At 70.3% G+C, this 13,824-nt stretch carries 15 protein-coding genes; 10 read left to right on the top strand and 5 right to left on the bottom strand.

Going from position 1 to position 13,824, the window contains the following annotated elements:
• Nucleotides 1-3 precede the first annotated feature (3 nt).
• Nucleotides 4-1,512, bottom strand: coding sequence for an arabinofuranosidase catalytic domain-containing protein (locus OHS16_RS23210; RefSeq protein ID WP_328539165.1), 1,509 nt, complete (start codon nt 1,510-1,512; stop codon nt 4-6).
• Nucleotides 1,513-1,927: 415 nt separating this feature from the next.
• Between OHS16_RS23210 and OHS16_RS23205 the strand changes: the two genes are divergently transcribed.
• Nucleotides 1,928-2,296: a nuclear transport factor 2 family protein gene (locus OHS16_RS23205; protein ID WP_328539164.1), complete on the top strand. Its 369-nt coding sequence runs from the start codon at nt 1,928-1,930 to the stop codon at nt 2,294-2,296.
• A 70-nt stretch (nt 2,297-2,366) separates the two neighbouring features.
• Nucleotides 2,367-3,233, top strand: coding sequence for an Fpg/Nei family DNA glycosylase (locus OHS16_RS23200; RefSeq protein ID WP_328539163.1), 867 nt, complete (start codon nt 2,367-2,369; stop codon nt 3,231-3,233).
• Nucleotides 3,234-3,242: 9 nt separating this feature from the next.
• Here the strand turns inward: OHS16_RS23200 and OHS16_RS23195 are convergent, their stop codons facing one another.
• A complete protein-coding gene (locus tag OHS16_RS23195; RefSeq protein ID WP_328539162.1) occupies nt 3,243-4,142 on the bottom strand; it encodes an ArsR/SmtB family transcription factor in 900 nt (299 codons plus the stop codon).
• A 250-nt stretch (nt 4,143-4,392) separates the two neighbouring features.
• Between OHS16_RS23195 and OHS16_RS23190 the strand changes: the two genes are divergently transcribed.
• The 4 genes from OHS16_RS23190 (at nt 4,393) to OHS16_RS23175 (ending at nt 7,654) form a co-directional block, all read left to right on the top strand.
• Complete coding sequence (locus OHS16_RS23190; protein WP_328539161.1) at nt 4,393-5,124, top strand: (2Fe-2S)-binding protein; 732 nt, start codon at nt 4,393-4,395, stop codon at nt 5,122-5,124.
• A 275-nt stretch (nt 5,125-5,399) separates the two neighbouring features.
• Nucleotides 5,400-6,242, top strand: a complete 843-nt coding sequence (locus OHS16_RS23185; protein WP_328539160.1) for a putative protein N(5)-glutamine methyltransferase — start codon at nt 5,400-5,402, stop codon at nt 6,240-6,242.
• Nucleotides 6,243-6,282: 40 nt separating this feature from the next.
• Entirely contained in the window at nt 6,283-6,678 is a 396-nt protein-coding gene (locus tag OHS16_RS23180; protein ID WP_328539159.1) for a cupin domain-containing protein, read from the top strand.
• 133 nt (nt 6,679-6,811) lie between these two features.
• Nucleotides 6,812-7,654, top strand: a complete 843-nt coding sequence (locus OHS16_RS23175) for a YhjD/YihY/BrkB family envelope integrity protein (protein ID WP_328539158.1) — start codon at nt 6,812-6,814, stop codon at nt 7,652-7,654.
• Nucleotides 7,655-7,674: 20 nt separating this feature from the next.
• Here the strand turns inward: OHS16_RS23175 and OHS16_RS23170 are convergent, their stop codons facing one another.
• On the bottom strand, nt 7,675-7,932 hold the full coding sequence (locus tag OHS16_RS23170) for a hypothetical protein (protein ID WP_328539157.1): 258 nt from the start codon (nt 7,930-7,932) through the stop codon (nt 7,675-7,677).
• Nucleotides 7,933-8,050: 118 nt separating this feature from the next.
• On the opposite strand from OHS16_RS23170, the gene OHS16_RS23165 reads away from it, so the two are divergent.
• Nucleotides 8,051-8,410 (top strand): arsenate reductase family protein, encoded by a 360-nt coding sequence (locus OHS16_RS23165; RefSeq protein WP_328539156.1) that lies wholly within the window; start codon nt 8,051-8,053, stop codon nt 8,408-8,410.
• A 156-nt stretch (nt 8,411-8,566) separates the two neighbouring features.
• Here OHS16_RS23165 and OHS16_RS23160 read toward each other — a convergent pair whose 3' ends face one another.
• Nucleotides 8,567-9,490: a Gfo/Idh/MocA family protein gene (locus tag OHS16_RS23160; protein WP_328539155.1), complete on the bottom strand. Its 924-nt coding sequence runs from the start codon at nt 9,488-9,490 to the stop codon at nt 8,567-8,569.
• A gap of 135 nt (nt 9,491-9,625) precedes the next feature.
• Between OHS16_RS23160 and glnII the strand changes: the two genes are divergently transcribed.
• The 3 genes from glnII (at nt 9,626) to OHS16_RS23145 (ending at nt 11,538) form a co-directional block, all read left to right on the top strand.
• The gene (gene glnII, locus OHS16_RS23155; RefSeq protein WP_328539154.1) at nt 9,626-10,645 is read left to right on the top strand and encodes a glutamine synthetase; all 1,020 of its coding nucleotides are present in this window, start codon (nt 9,626-9,628) and stop codon (nt 10,643-10,645) included.
• Nucleotides 10,646-10,744: 99 nt separating this feature from the next.
• A complete protein-coding gene (locus tag OHS16_RS23150) occupies nt 10,745-10,921 on the top strand; it encodes a hypothetical protein (protein WP_328539153.1) in 177 nt (58 codons plus the stop codon).
• An 80-nt stretch (nt 10,922-11,001) separates the two neighbouring features.
• Complete coding sequence (locus OHS16_RS23145; RefSeq protein ID WP_328539152.1) at nt 11,002-11,538, top strand: winged helix-turn-helix domain-containing protein; 537 nt, start codon at nt 11,002-11,004, stop codon at nt 11,536-11,538.
• A 75-nt stretch (nt 11,539-11,613) separates the two neighbouring features.
• Here OHS16_RS23145 and OHS16_RS23140 read toward each other — a convergent pair whose 3' ends face one another.
• Nucleotides 11,614-13,734, bottom strand: coding sequence for an MMPL family transporter (locus tag OHS16_RS23140; protein ID WP_328539151.1), 2,121 nt, complete (start codon nt 13,732-13,734; stop codon nt 11,614-11,616).
• Nucleotides 13,735-13,824: the final 90 nt, after the last annotated feature.

Genomic DNA, 13,824 nt, shown 5'->3' with positions numbered 1-13,824 from the left:
TCCTCAGTGCAGGGTGAACTTCTGGGCGGCGGAGCCGTTGCAGTCCCAGATCTGCAGCCGAGTACCGTTGCCGGTCGCGCCGCTCGGTGAGTCCAGGCAGCGGCCGGACTGCGGGTTGATCAGCGAGCCGTCGGACTGCTGGTTCCAGACCTGCCCGCCGACGCCGTTGCAGTCCCAGAGTTCGACCTTGGTGCCGTTGGCGGTACCGTTCCCGTTGATGTCCAGGCAGCGGCTGATGGTGCTCAGGGAACCGTTGGTGTGGTGCGTCCAGTACTGGTCCTCGGCGTAGGACTGGCAGTTCCACAGCTGGACCGCGCTTGCGTTCACGCCGGTGTCGTCCGCCGCGACGTCGACGCACTGGCCGCCCGGACCCGTGATCTGTCCCTGGGGGCCGTTGGGCACGTTCGTCTCACCCGAATAGCCGACCGAGACGACGTTGGCCTGGACCGCGTTCTCGGCGGCGTCGGTCGGATAGCCGGAGACCATCACACCCTCGAAGAACGTGCCCATGTTCCAGTTGCTGTTGTCCCCGCCGGTGCCCAGGATGATGCCGCCCTCCTGCTGCATCGGCCGGTAGCCGCCGCGCGTCGGCAGCGCACCGTTCCACCATGTCGTCAGGCCACCGGACTGCGAGTTGCCGCCCTTCAGCGCGTAGGTGGTCTGGCCGTTGTTCTTGAGAACCGCCGTGACGAACGCGCTCTTGTTGCCGGCGTTCGCCGTGTTGGAGCCGTTGTCGCCCTGGAACATGCCGTTCTCCAGGTCGGCCTCGACCCAGGGGCCCGACCCGGTGCACGGCGCGAAGTAGCACGTGGTGGCGATGGACACGGCGTCCATGTGTCCGTTGCCGGTGTCGGCCGGTGTGCTTTCCGCGTTGCCGTAGTCGAAGCAGCAGGCGGAGCCGACGTGGGTGCCACTGGCCACCATGTAGGCGCCCTCGGCCTGTCCGTTCACCGCGACGCCGGACGCCGCTCCGGTGGAGCGGTAACCGACTCCCGGCGAGATCCATATGCCGTAGACCTTGTGGCCGCCGGCCGTGACCGAGAGCTCGCTCGCGTCCGCCCCGCGGTCGGCGCCCATACCGGCCGTGCCCGCGGGCCCCGGGGTGAGGGTGTTGTGACGCGAGGTCTGGTCGTAGACCTTCGAGATGCGACAGGTGCTGTTCCCGCAGAAGCTGTCCTGCGCCGCCGCGTTCGCGTAACCGCCGGCGGACAGCAGCCCGATGTCGGTGGTAGCGCCGTCCGACGCGCGAGTGACCTGGTAGAGCGGGCCGTTGAAGGCGGAGAAGAGAGCGCGCGTCGTGCTGTGGGCGGCGACGCAGGGGGTACCGGCGGCGGCGTAGATGTCGCACGGCTGCGAGCCGGCGGCCTGCGCCGCGCCGGGAAGGCTGATCAGAGCGGCGATGAGGAGCCCGACAGCCGCCACGGCGGACAGCAGGGCTCTGCGGTATCGACGGACCGGTCCGGCCGCGCCGTCGTGGAGGGCTCTCGTGGCGACAGATCTCGTTCTGCGCATGATGTGCTCCTGGATGCCGGAGGAGAGGTGCAACTCGTCTGCACAGCAGCGGAGTTGACGCTGCCCGACGACTCGCTCGGAAGGTACGCGCCCTGGTTGTTTGCGTCAACATTTGTTGCTTTTATTTCCTTGTAACTCTTCACAACGTCCGAATCTGTTGCTTTCCCGGAACCCGTATCTCGCTGGAAGCCCGGGTCCGCCGGCCGCGGGCCCCCAGTGGTACGCCCCGTCGGACGGAAGGGACCTCATGCGCACGCCCCGGCCTGTGACCGGGCACGACCGTGCCCTTACCTCCGGTGTAATCGACCCCCGCACCTGCGCACGGCAGGCTGACGTCATCCGGAACCCCGGGGGCCTCCGCCCCTGCGGCCTACGGCTCCACCAGCCCGTACGACCTCACAGGAGGCTGCTCACCATGTCCGTTCACCAGACCGCTGTCGCCCGTTACTTCACCGCCTGGAACGCCGAGGGACCCGAGGACATCGCCCAGGCGGTGGCCGCGGCCTGGAGCGAGGACGGGAGCTACACCGACCCACTGGCCGATGTCGCGGGACACCAGGGGATCGCAGCAGTGATCGCCGCGGCCGGAGAGCAGTTTCGCGGCTTCGAGTTCCGGCAGACCGGGCCGGTCGACGGCCACCACGGCGTCGCCCGCTTCAGCTGGGAGCTGGTCTCGGCCGTGGACGGTTCCGCGCCGGTCGCCGGTTCCGATGTGATCGCACTTGCCGACGACGGCCGTATCCGTACGGTGCACGGGTTCCTGGACCGCGTTCCCGCTGTCTGAGCGGCGCGCGCGGCTGTCTGAGCGGAGCGCGCCGCTGTCCGAGCGGAGCGCGCCGAGGCAGACTGGCGGTATGCCCGAACTGCCGGAGGTCGAGTCCCTCACCCGGTTCCTGGCCGGCCACGCCGTCGGTCAGGACATCGATCGGGTGTATCCGGTCGCCGTGAACGCCCTCAAGACGTACGAACCGCCCGTCACAGCCCTCGAGGGCCGGCAGTTCGACGAGGTGACCCGGCACGGAAAGTTCCTCGACCTGCGCACCGGGGAACTGCACCTGGTCATACACCTCGCCCGTGCGGGATGGGTGCGCTGGAGCGACGCGCTGCCCGGTACGCCGCCACGTCCGGGCAAGGGCCCGCTGGCGCTCAGGGTCCGGTTCGCCGGCCCCGAGGGCGCGGGCTTCGATGTGACCGAGGCCGGCACCCAGAAGCACCTCGCGGTGTACGTCGTACGCGATCCGCGGGATGTGCCCGGCATCGCGCGGCTCGGGCCTGATCCGCTCTCCGGGGGTTTCACCCTGGCGGCTTTCACCGGGCTGCTGGACGGAGAACGACGCCAGATCAAGGGTGTTCTCCGCGACCAGACGGTGATCGCCGGGATCGGTAACGCCTACTCGGACGAGATTCTGCACGCGGCCCGGATGTCGCCGTTCAAGTTGGCGGCCAGGCTCTCCGAGGAGGAGGTGGTCCGCCTCCATCTGGCGATCGGTACGACGCTCACCGAAGCGGTCGAACACTCGCGGGGGCTGCCCCTGCGAAATCTCAAGGCGGAGAAGAAGAGCGGGCTGAGGGTCCACGGCCGGAAGGGTGAACCCTGTCCGGTCTGCGGGGACACGATCCGTGAGGTGTCCTTCAGCGACTCGGCGCTGCAGTACTGCCCGACCTGCCAGACCGGCGGCAAACCCCTCGCTGACCGGCGGATGTCGAAACTGCTGAAGTAGGGCGCGCGCTCACCGGGCGGCGTCCGCCGGTATGCCGAAGGTCCCCTCCAGCCCTTCCCGGCCGGCGTCGGTGAGTCGCACGACCCTCCGGTACTTCCCGTGGCGCAGCCAGTCCAGGTCGAACAGCCGGTCGGTGATCGCGGCGCCGAGCGCACCGGCGAGATGGTGGCGCTGCTCGGCCCAGTCGACGCAGTAACGGACCGGACTCCGGCGGCGCGGCAGCAGTGTCAGGTCGATTCCGAAAGCATCGAGTTCCCGTTTTCCGTGCTCGGTGAGCAGGTAGGCGACATCCCCCGGGCCGTCGTCCGCAGCGGTGTCCCGCCGGGTCCTCCGTTCGGCGACGGCGTCCTGCTCACGGATGATGTCCCGCACGCGCAGGGCGTCCATCAGGTCGACGCCCAGCCGTCCCGCGAGGTGGTCGTAGCAGAGCCGGGCCCGCAGCAGCGCCCGGGCCCGGGTGTCCGCGTTGAGCGAGCGGGGCGGCAGCGGCCTGGCGATCCGTGCCAACTGCTCAAGGGCGCGGGCGACGTCGGCGGTCGCCAGACGGTAGTAGCGGTGCCGCCCGTCGAGCTCGAAGGTCACCAGCCGGGCTTCGCGCAGCCTTGCCAGATGGCCGCTGATGGTGGAGTTGCTGACTCCGGCCTCGGCGGCGAGGGCGCTGGCCGGCAGAGCCGCGCCGCCGGCCAGCGCCATGAGCACCCGGGCGCGGGACGGATCACCGATCGCCGCCGCGACATGAGCCACGTCCGTCTCGGTACGGGCCTGCTCGGAACCGGCATCGGGGCGGACCTCGTCGGGACCGGCATCATCCGGGCGGAGCCGGTCGGGGCGGGCATCATCGGTGCGGACCCGGTCGGGGCGGGCGCTCTCCATGCGTTCACCGTACGTCCAGGACACTTCGGTGGTCACCGTATCGATCCGCCGTGCCGGCCCTGTCCGTCCGGCCTCCCGGGCCGGCTCGCGGGCAGTTCCGGGACCGGCGGGCGGGCCGCCGGATTCACCGAGGCGAAGCGCGGACGGTAGGGTCACCGGCCTGTACATCGCCGTAGCCATCGGCGTTCCGCGCCGCACCGCCGGTGTTCCGGCGGCGTGCTTCATCCGGGAGCAGCCAGGGCAATCCGGGCGCGAGTGCGGTAGAGCGGCGAGGAGCATACGGGCGTTGGACGAAGCAGCGGCGGTACTCGACCTGCTGGGCTCCGTGGGGCCGTACTTCACCGTGCGGCACGGCGAGCGGGCCGACCCGGAGGGTTTTCGCCCGGTCGCCGACCTGTATGCGGCGGATGATGCGCTCGCACCGTATGTGCGGTCCTGTTCCCGGCGGATGGGGACCGATCAGGGCCGGGTCGCCGCCTCCACCTTCCAGCTCGGTTTCGCTTCCCGGCTGTGGTCCGTCGCGCTGGGCTCGGCGCTGCTGGACGGGCGCGTACCGGATCTGTCACCGAGCCGGCTGCACGCCCGGCAGACAGCGGACGGCGGAATCGAGCTGTGGCTGCCCGAGCCGCAGTTCGGACCGGAGGCGACGCGGCCGGCCGAGTCGCTCCGGGCACAGGTGGCGTTCGCCCATCTGCGGCCGCTGCACGAGACGCTGAGGTCCCGGTATGCGTTGTCGCCGCAGGTCCTGCACGGCAATGCGGCCTCCGCTCTGGTCGGCTCCCTGCGGGTGCTGGCGAACCGCAGGCCGGACGTCGAGGGGCCGGGGGCCGCGCTGGTGTCCCGGCTGCTGGCGGGCGAACCGCTGACGGACAGTGGTGAGTTCATCGTCGAGGAGGGCCTCGGATTCGCCTTTCTGCGCAACAACTGCTGCCTCTACTACCGGGTTCCCGGAGGCGGCCTCTGCGGCGACTGTGTACGGCGCCGGCCCCGGCCCGCGGAGCCATCGCCCCGGCCGTGATCCCCGGCCGGCCACCGGCACTCCCTCGCGACAGCGACACTTCGGTGACGCCCCACCGGCTGCCCGGCGGGCCCGGAAGGGCCGCAGTTCGGCGGACGGCCGGCCCCCGCCCGTGCCCGACGGGTTGCTGTACTGTGGCGGCTCCACACCAGTGGACCGATCGAGGAGGTGAGACCCATTACCGCTGTATCAGGTCGGGTGCTCCCCCTCACTGCCGCACGGCCCATCTGACCCAGGTGGCCCAGGGAGCCCCACAGGCATCCCGAAAGGCTCATATGCCGGTCTCACCGTCACCTGCCCCCGCTCCTGCGCTCTCCGCCGTTGTCGCGAGACTGCGCGCCGCCGGATGTGTGTTCGCCGAGGACGAGGCGGAGTTGCTGCTGTCCGCCGCACGCACGCCGGCCGAACTCGCCACCCTGGTCGAACGCCGCGCCATCGGCCACCCGCTGGAACACGTCCTGGGTTGGGCCGACTTCCGGGGGCTGCGGATCACCGTGGATCCAGGGGTCTTCGTACCGCGTCGGCGCACCGAGTTCCTCGTCGAGCAGGCGCTTGCGCTCACCCCGCCCGGAGCAGTGGTGGTGGATCTCTGCTGTGGCTCGGGTGCGCTGGGCACCGCGCTGGTTTCCGCGCTGCCCGGCCGCGCCGAGCTGTACGCCGCCGATGTCGACCCGGCCGCGGTGCGGTGCGCCCGCCGCAATGTCGCCGGTGTGGGGGGCCGGGTCCATGTAGGCGACCTCTACGACGCGCTGCCGGTCGCGCTGCGTGGCCGTATCGACATCCTGCTGGCCAACGTGCCCTATGTGCCCACCGGGGAGATCGGACTGCTGCCCACCGAGGCACGGGTGCATGAGGCGCGGGTGGCGCTGGACGGGGGCGCGGACGGACTCGATGTGCTGCGGCGGGTGACCCGGGCGGCGGTGGACTGGCTTGCGCCCGGCGGGCATCTGCTGTTCGAGACGAGTGAACGCCAGGCCGGGGAAGCCGTCGAAACCGTCACCCGGGACGGTCTGGTGCCACAGGTGGCCTCTTCGGACGAGCTGTACGCCACCGTCGTCATCGGTACCAGGCCGGATGTCCCGGGCAGGACCACTGCGAGTGACGAGCCCCGGCCGTAATCTCCGCGACCGGATGCCCGGCTGCGGCAAGAATCGGTTCATGGACATCACACCTGTCAATCTGACCGAGGCGCTGGCGTCGTTCGACGACGTCTACAGCCCCCGGATCGTGGCCACCATGAACGACTACGACGTGCGGGTCGCCCACACCCTCGGCGAGCATGTGTGGCATGTGCACGAGGACACCGACGAGTTCTTCCTGGTGCTCGACGGCGAGTTCGACGTCGCGTTGCGCGATGCCGGGGGCAAGGAGCACACGGTCGCCCTGCGCAAGGGAGACACCTATGTCGTCCCGAAGGGCACCGAGCACAAACCCTCGTCCCGAGGAGGGTCGATCCTGATGTTCGAGCCGTCCGGGACGTCGTCGACGGGCGACCGCCACGAGGGCGAGGTGCCCGGTCATGTGGACACCACGACCGGGCACCGGCTTGCCTAGCACGAAGGCTCGTGCCCCGGACAGACGCCGGGGCCACGGCACGACGGCTCGGGCCCCCACGACGCCGGGTATCAGCCCAATGCCGCGCGCGTCCGCCCCGCCGCCGCGCGGGGCGGACCTCAGGGTAGACGGCATGCGTGAGCTGTTCACCTCTGCCGCTCGGGCCATCCGCAGTCCGGCACCTCTCGCCGTCCGGGTGCTCCGCCAGCTCGCCTCGGTCAATATCCTCGACTCCGCCACCCGGCTTGCCGCCCAGGCGTTTCTCTCCGCGGTCCCGGTGCTGTTCGTCATCGGCGCGTTCGCGCCGCAGTACGTACGCGATCAGCTGATCACCTCACTCCATGCGGTGATGGGACTCGACGGAAGTTCGCTCGATGACGTGCAGAAGGTCCTCGGCGCCGAGGAAGGAGAGGCGAAGGAGGCCTCCGGGGCCGTCGGGGCGGTAGTGACCCTGCTTTCGGCGACGGCGTGCAGCCGGGCGCTGCAACGGGTCTGTGAACGGTCCTGGCATCTGCCGGCTGCCGGACTGCGGTCGATCGCCTGGCGCTGGCTGGCCTGGCTGGGGGTTTGGCTTGTCGCGCTGCTCACGCAGGGGGCCCTGCACATCAACCTCGACGCCGGACCCTGGGTCGGCGTACCGCTGTCGTTGCTGGCCAGTCTGCTGCTGTGGTGGTGGACCCAGCGGCTACTGCTCGCGGGCCGGGTGGACTGGCTGCCCCTGCTGCCGGGAGCGGTGCTCACGGCAGCCGGGGTGGTCGCGCTGACCTGGAGTTCACGCCTGTACATGCCGCGCATACTGCAGCGGAGTACCGATCAGTTCGGCCCGCTGGGCGCGGTGTTCACCATGTTGTCCTGGCTGATCACCCTGTTCACCTGCATCACGGTGGGGATCGCGCTGGGCCATGTGGTGGCGCGCGAGACGCCGTTCGACCGGTGGGTGCGGATGCGGGCACCCACCGGCCGGGCGGAACAGTGACGCCGTGGGGCGCCGGGCTCTCAGCGCCCGTAGCGGATCAGGAAACGAACCATCCGGCAGGTGGTGTCGGACGGCGGGTGGATGCCGATACGGGCCGCGGTGGACCGTATTCTGCCGTCCGGTGCCTGGGACGGAAGGTAGACACCCGAGTCGAGCAGGGCGATGGCCAGGCGCATCGCCTTCAGCCTGCGGTTGTGCGAGACATACCAGTCACGTGGTTTTCCGGCGGGCAGGGGCTTCTTGAGGAGCGGCTCCGTCGGATACGTGGCGACGGCCATCGGCGACCTCCAGGCGCTGGTGGTGGGACCCTCACGAACTGCTTCCATTTTACTGCCCACCACTGACAAAAGCCCCTGGCCAGAGCGGTTCGGCGGACCTCTGAAGTACCTTTGGCCCATGGAGATCTGGATCAATCCCGCCTGTTCGAAATGCCGGAGCGCGATCAGCCTGCTGGATGCCGAAGGCGCCTCGTACACCGTCCGCCGCTACCTGGACGACGTCCCGAGTGAGGACGAGATCCGGGAGGTGCTCGGCCGTCTCGGGCTCGAGCCCTGGGACATCACCCGGACACAGGAGGCGGAGGCCAAGGAGCTCTCGCTGGCGGACTGGCCTCGTGACGAGGCTGCCAGGGGCCGCTGGATCGCGGCGCTTGCCGGACACCCGAAGCTGATCCAGCGGCCGATCATCACGGCGGAGGACGGAACGGCCGTGGTGGGGCGCACGGACGAAGCGGTCAGGGATGCGCTCGGCCGGTGACCAGGGCTCCGGCGGCCGGTGCTCCGGCCCGGAAGGTTCACCGGACTGCGGCTCTCGACCTTCCCCTTGCCTCCGGTGGGATGTTCCCCGGGCGCCGTCGCCGCCCAGGTCCCCGACTCCTCGCCGGCCGGCTTCGGGCCTTCCGGGCACGGCTGGTCAGCTGTGGTGCAGCTGCTGCTCCGCCGCCGCCAGGATCTCCGTGAGCCGCAGGCCGAACCGCACATCGCAGGGGTGCGCGATCCCGGTGCGTACGGACTCCAGCAGGGCGTCGACAGCGGCGGCGAACGGAACCAGCGCTCCGCCACCGCCCTCGGGCAGGGTCGCCACGCCCTGCTCACCGCGGAACTCGACGGCCACCCCCGATGCCCTGACCGGGGCGCTCAGGCTGAGCGTGATGGAGCTGGAGGCGCCCGAGGCGTGACGCAGCGCGAGCTGGACGGTGTCGCCGGGGCCACCGGCCGCCGTCACCTGGGTGGCGTCGCCGAGCACCGGGAGCAGCACCGAGAGCGCGTGCGGGCCCACGTCCCACAGCCCGCCCTTCTCCTTGCGCCACGGCGACGCGGCGTACGGGCTGTCCGCACCGGGGGAGAAAAGCGCGCCGAGCCACTCGGCCCGGCCGACGAACCAGCCGTCCACCGCGGCCTGTTCACTGATCCAGGCAGCCGTTCCCGGGGCGAAGCGCATGGTGCAGAAGACAACGGAGGCGACACCCGCGCGTTCGGCCGCCTCGAGGACGTCCCGGGCGCCGCGGGCCGTCGTGGCGACCGGCTTGTCGAGCAGCAGATGGCATCCGGCGGCGGCAGCGCGGGCCGCGAGCGGGGCCTGGATGTCCGGCGGGAGGGCGACCGCGACGGCGTCACTCGCCTTGAAGAGGGCGTCCACATCGTCGTATGCCGTCGTCGAGTGCGCGGCGGCCAGTTCGGCCGCCGCCTCCGGGCGCCTGCCCCAAACGCCGCTGAGTTCCGCACCGGGATGGGCGGCGAGCGCGGGGGCGTGGGTGGACTGCGCCCAGGGGCCGGTGCCGAGGAGCCCGATACGGAGCGGCGCGGTGGGGAGCTTGCTCACGGATGGCGTTGTCATACCGGTCAGTGTCCGCCATCGGCTCGCACGGTGGAAACACGGGAAACGTGTCGTTCACACCTGAGCAACGGACGGGAAATCGCGGATTGCGATGCTGCGGCCACAGACCTGGCGCACCCGCAAAGGATGGCTTCCGTGACGTTCAAGGCCGAGTACATCTGGATCGACGGCACCGAGCCGACCGCCAAGCTCCGTTCCAAGACGAAGATCATGGCAGGGGGTGCGGACCTGCCGATCTGGGGCTTCGACGGATCGAGCACCAGTCAGGCCGAGGGCCACGCGTCCGACCGGGTGCTCAAGCCGGTCTTCACCTGTCCGGACCCCATTCGCGGCGGCGACCACATCCTGGTGCTGTGCGAGGTGCTCGACATCGACATGACACCGCACGAGTCCAACACCCGTGCCCCGCTGGCCGCAGTGGCCGAGCGGTTCGCCGGACAGGACGCGATCTTCGGTATCGAGCAGGAGTACACCTTCTTCGACGGCCACCGGCCGCTCGGCTTCCCCGAGGGGGGCTACCCGGCAGCGCAGGGCGGGTACTACTGCGGTGTCGGCGCCGACGAGATCTTCGGCCGCGAGATCGTCGAGAAGCACCTGGACCACTGCCTCGCGGCCGGTCTCGGCATCTCCGGCATCAACGCCGAGGTCATGCCGGGCCAGTGGGAGTTCCAGGTGGGTCCGCTCTCCCCGCTCGAGGTCTCCGACCAGCTGTGGGTCGCCCGCTGGCTGCTCTACCGGACGGCCGAGGACTTCAATGTCTCGGCGACGCTGGATCCGAAACCGGTGAAGGGTGACTGGAACGGTGCGGGCGCGCACACCAACTTCTCGACCAGGGCGATGCGCGAGGGCTACGACGCGATCATCACCGCCTGCGAGTCGCTGGGCGAGGGCTCGAAGCCGATGGACCATGTGAAGAACTACGGCGCGGGCATCGATGACCGGCTGACCGGTCTGCACGAGACCGCTCCGTGGAACGAGTTCACCTACGGCGTCTCCGACCGCGGCGCCTCGGTCCGTATCCCCTGGCAGGTCGAACAGGACCGGAAGGGCTACATCGAGGACCGCCGGCCGAACGCAAACGTCGACCCGTATGTCGTCACCCGGCTGATCGTCGACACCTGCTGCACCGCGCTGGAGAAGGCCGGACAGGTCTGAGGACAGCCCCGGCTCACGGAGGGCCGCGGACACCGGCACGCACAGGAACAAGAACCGGCTGACAGCGGGACCTCGACGGGCCTGCGGGCGGGCCCGCGAATGTCACCTGCCGAGAAGACCCTGCTGCCGGCCGCCGACATCTGCTTCAATGGGCTCATGGACAGCTACCGGAACACCTCGGCGGGTCGCAGCGACCTCGAGCCGTTCTGGCCGTCCCGTCAGCACCATGACTTCGACCGGGTGTGTTGCCACGCGACGCAGGCGCCGGTCCTCTAAAGCCTGTTCGCAGGTCTTCGCCCGGCGCGCTCGACGTACGTCCCCCCGACGAACTCTCTGCGCGAAAGAGCTGACCACTCATGGCTGACACCCGTTCCCTCTCCGCTGCGACCGCCACCCCTCTTCCGCTCCACCGCAACCGGCTCCGGGCCGTGGACCGTGACGAGGTGGTCCAGATCGCCGACTTCCTCCCGCCGGGTGCGACCTGGCTGCCCGCACCCCAGCACATCCTCCCCTCCGTGCCCGGCCGGCCGCCGATGATCGGCTATCTGGTGCTCGTGCCGGCCGATCACCCGGCGCCCGCCCCGGTCGTGCCCGTTACCGGGGCGCAGCCGGGCGGCCCGGTGCGGATCGACAGTGAGGAGCGCACGGCTGCCGTCGACGGGCAGCCACTCGATCTCACCTATCTGGAGTTCGAACTCCTCGCGCACCTGGTCGCTCATCCGCACCGGGTGCACAGCCGCGACCAGTTGGTGACCACCGTGTGGGGCTACGGACACGTCGGCGACGGCAGGACCGTCGATGTCCATGTCGCACGCCTGCGCCGCAAGCTGGGCGCCGAGCACCGTCACGCGATCCAGACGGTGCGGCGCGTCGGCTACAAGTACGCACCCTGACCGGTTTCGGCGGACCGGCAACGGGCCGCCCCAGGTCCCGGGGGACCTGGGGCGGCCCGTTGCCGGTGCGTGCGCTCAGACCCCGGCCGGCGCCCGGTGCCCCTCGTCGTACTCGTCCCCGCGCTCCGGACCCGGCAGTCGTGCGGAGCCCTTCCTGGCGGGCCAGTTGCGTTCGCCGAGGAGCGTCATCACCGACGGCAGCAGAACCATCCGTACGACGGTGGCGTCCAGCAGGACCGCGACCGCGAGGCCGACACCCATCTGCTGCATGTCCTGCATCGACAGCGTCCCGAAGACGGAGAACACCGCGACCATGATCACCGCTGCGCCGGTGACGGCACCCGCGGTCCGCCGGATGCCTTCGCCGACCGCTTCGCCGGTGCTCAGCCCGCGGTCGTGCGCCTCCCGGATCCGGGACACCACGAACACGTGGTAGTCCATCGAAAGACCGAAGAGAACGACGAGGACGAACAGCGGCATCCAGGACTCGATGGCGCCCGCCTTCTCCGAGCCGATGAGCGAGGCTCCCCAGCCGTACTGGAAGACGGCGGTCATCACTCCGTAAGCGGCCGCCACCGAGCCCAGGTTGAGCAGGATCGATGTCACGGCGATGACCCAGGAGCGGAAGCAGAACAGCATCAGCAGGAAGGTCACCACCGTGATGAAGGCGAACACCGGGACGATGCCGCGCTTCAGCTGGGCCGTGAAGTCCACCGAGCCCGCCAGCTCCCCCGTCACATAGGCCCGGGCGCCCGTACCGCCGAAGGCCGCCGGAACCCGGTGGTCACGCAGCTCGGCCAGAGCGGCCCGGCCTCCGGGCAGCGGCACCTCGATCTCGGCGACGTTCTGCTTCTTGTGGACGGTCACCCCGTCGAAGCCGGACAGTGCCGCGCGTACCCGCGGTGCTCCGATGTCGTCAGCCTGTACCACCACCCGCGCCGGGGCGGGCCCGCCGGGGAAGGTGTGGGCGATGTGCCGGTAGGCCACCGAGAGCTGGGACGACGACCCGAACTGCTTCTCCATGCCGAGCTGTTCCGTCTTCATACCGAGAGCGGGAGCAGCCAGGGACAGCAGGACGACGACCGCGCCGGCCGCGAAGAACTTCGGTCGCGACAGCACGGGCCCGAGGAGTGTGCCGGCGATCCCCCCACTGCGGCGCACGCCCCGTGTGCGACGCCGGGCGAGGAAGGGCACCCGCCCGGCGTCCGTGCGGTCGCCGAGCCAGGAGAGCAGCGCGGGCAGCACCGTCACCGAGCCGAGCATCGCGATGAACACCACCACGATGGTGGCGAGGGCGAACCCCTTGAACAGCATCAGACCGGACAAGAACATACCGGCCATCGCGACCATCACCGTGAGCCCGGAGACCAGCACGGAACGCCCGCTGGTCGCGGCGGCGATCCGCAGCGCGGTCCCGGCGTCGTGGCCGGCCGCCCGCTCGTCCCGTTCGCGGCGCAGATAGAAGAGGCAGTAGTCGACACCCACCGCGAAGCCCATCAGGAACATCACGGAGTAGGTGGTCTGGAAGAGGTGCAGCCGGTGGCTGGCGAGCGTCAGCAGTCCGAAGGCGGCCATGCACGCGGTGAGTGCGAGCCCCACCGGGAGCAGTGCGGCCACCACGGCCCCGAAGGCGACCAGGAGGATGCCCAGCGCCAGCGGTACGGCGGTGAACTCCGCGCTCCGGAAGTCCTTGGAGAGCAGGTCTCCCAGCCATTTGCCCGCACTCGCCTCGCCGAACTGGTACACCGTGACGTCCGGCCGGTCCGCCCGTACGCCGGACACCGCGTCGAGCACCGGCTGCACCCGGTCGGCCGATGAGGCGGCGTCCCCCTTCATGTCGAAGGTGATCAGTGCGTCCTTGCCGTCCTTTGAGGCGACGGGCGCCGCGAGATTCTGCACCTGGCCGGTCCTCGCCACGGCGGTCCGCAGCTCGGCCGCGGCCTGCCGCCACTGACCGGCCCTTCTGGCGGAGACCATGACCATCTCGCCGGCCGGGCGGCTGAGGCCCGCGTCGTCGAGGATGCGGGCGGCCCGCGCCGAGTCGCCGGCGCCGTTCTCGGATTCGGACATCTCGATCATGCCGGATGCGCCGCCGATGCCCGTGGCGAGCACGACGAAGAGCAGCCAGCCCAGGATGGCCGTCTTGCGGTGGTGTGCGCTCCACACACCGATACGGGCCGCGAGGTTGGACCGCATGGCGTTTCGCCCCCAGAGGTAGGTGCCGAACAGGTCGTGTCCGACGCTAGAAAGCCGGCGCCCCGGCCCCAAGCCGTCCGGGCCCCCCTC

It is taken from the genome of Streptomyces sp. NBC_00344, from assembly GCF_036088315.1.
In the GTDB taxonomy this organism is placed as follows: Bacteria; Actinomycetota; Actinomycetes; order Streptomycetales; family Streptomycetaceae; genus Streptomyces.
The sequence above is the reverse complement of the archived record's forward strand: the minus strand, read 5'-3'. Positions and strand labels throughout refer to the sequence as shown.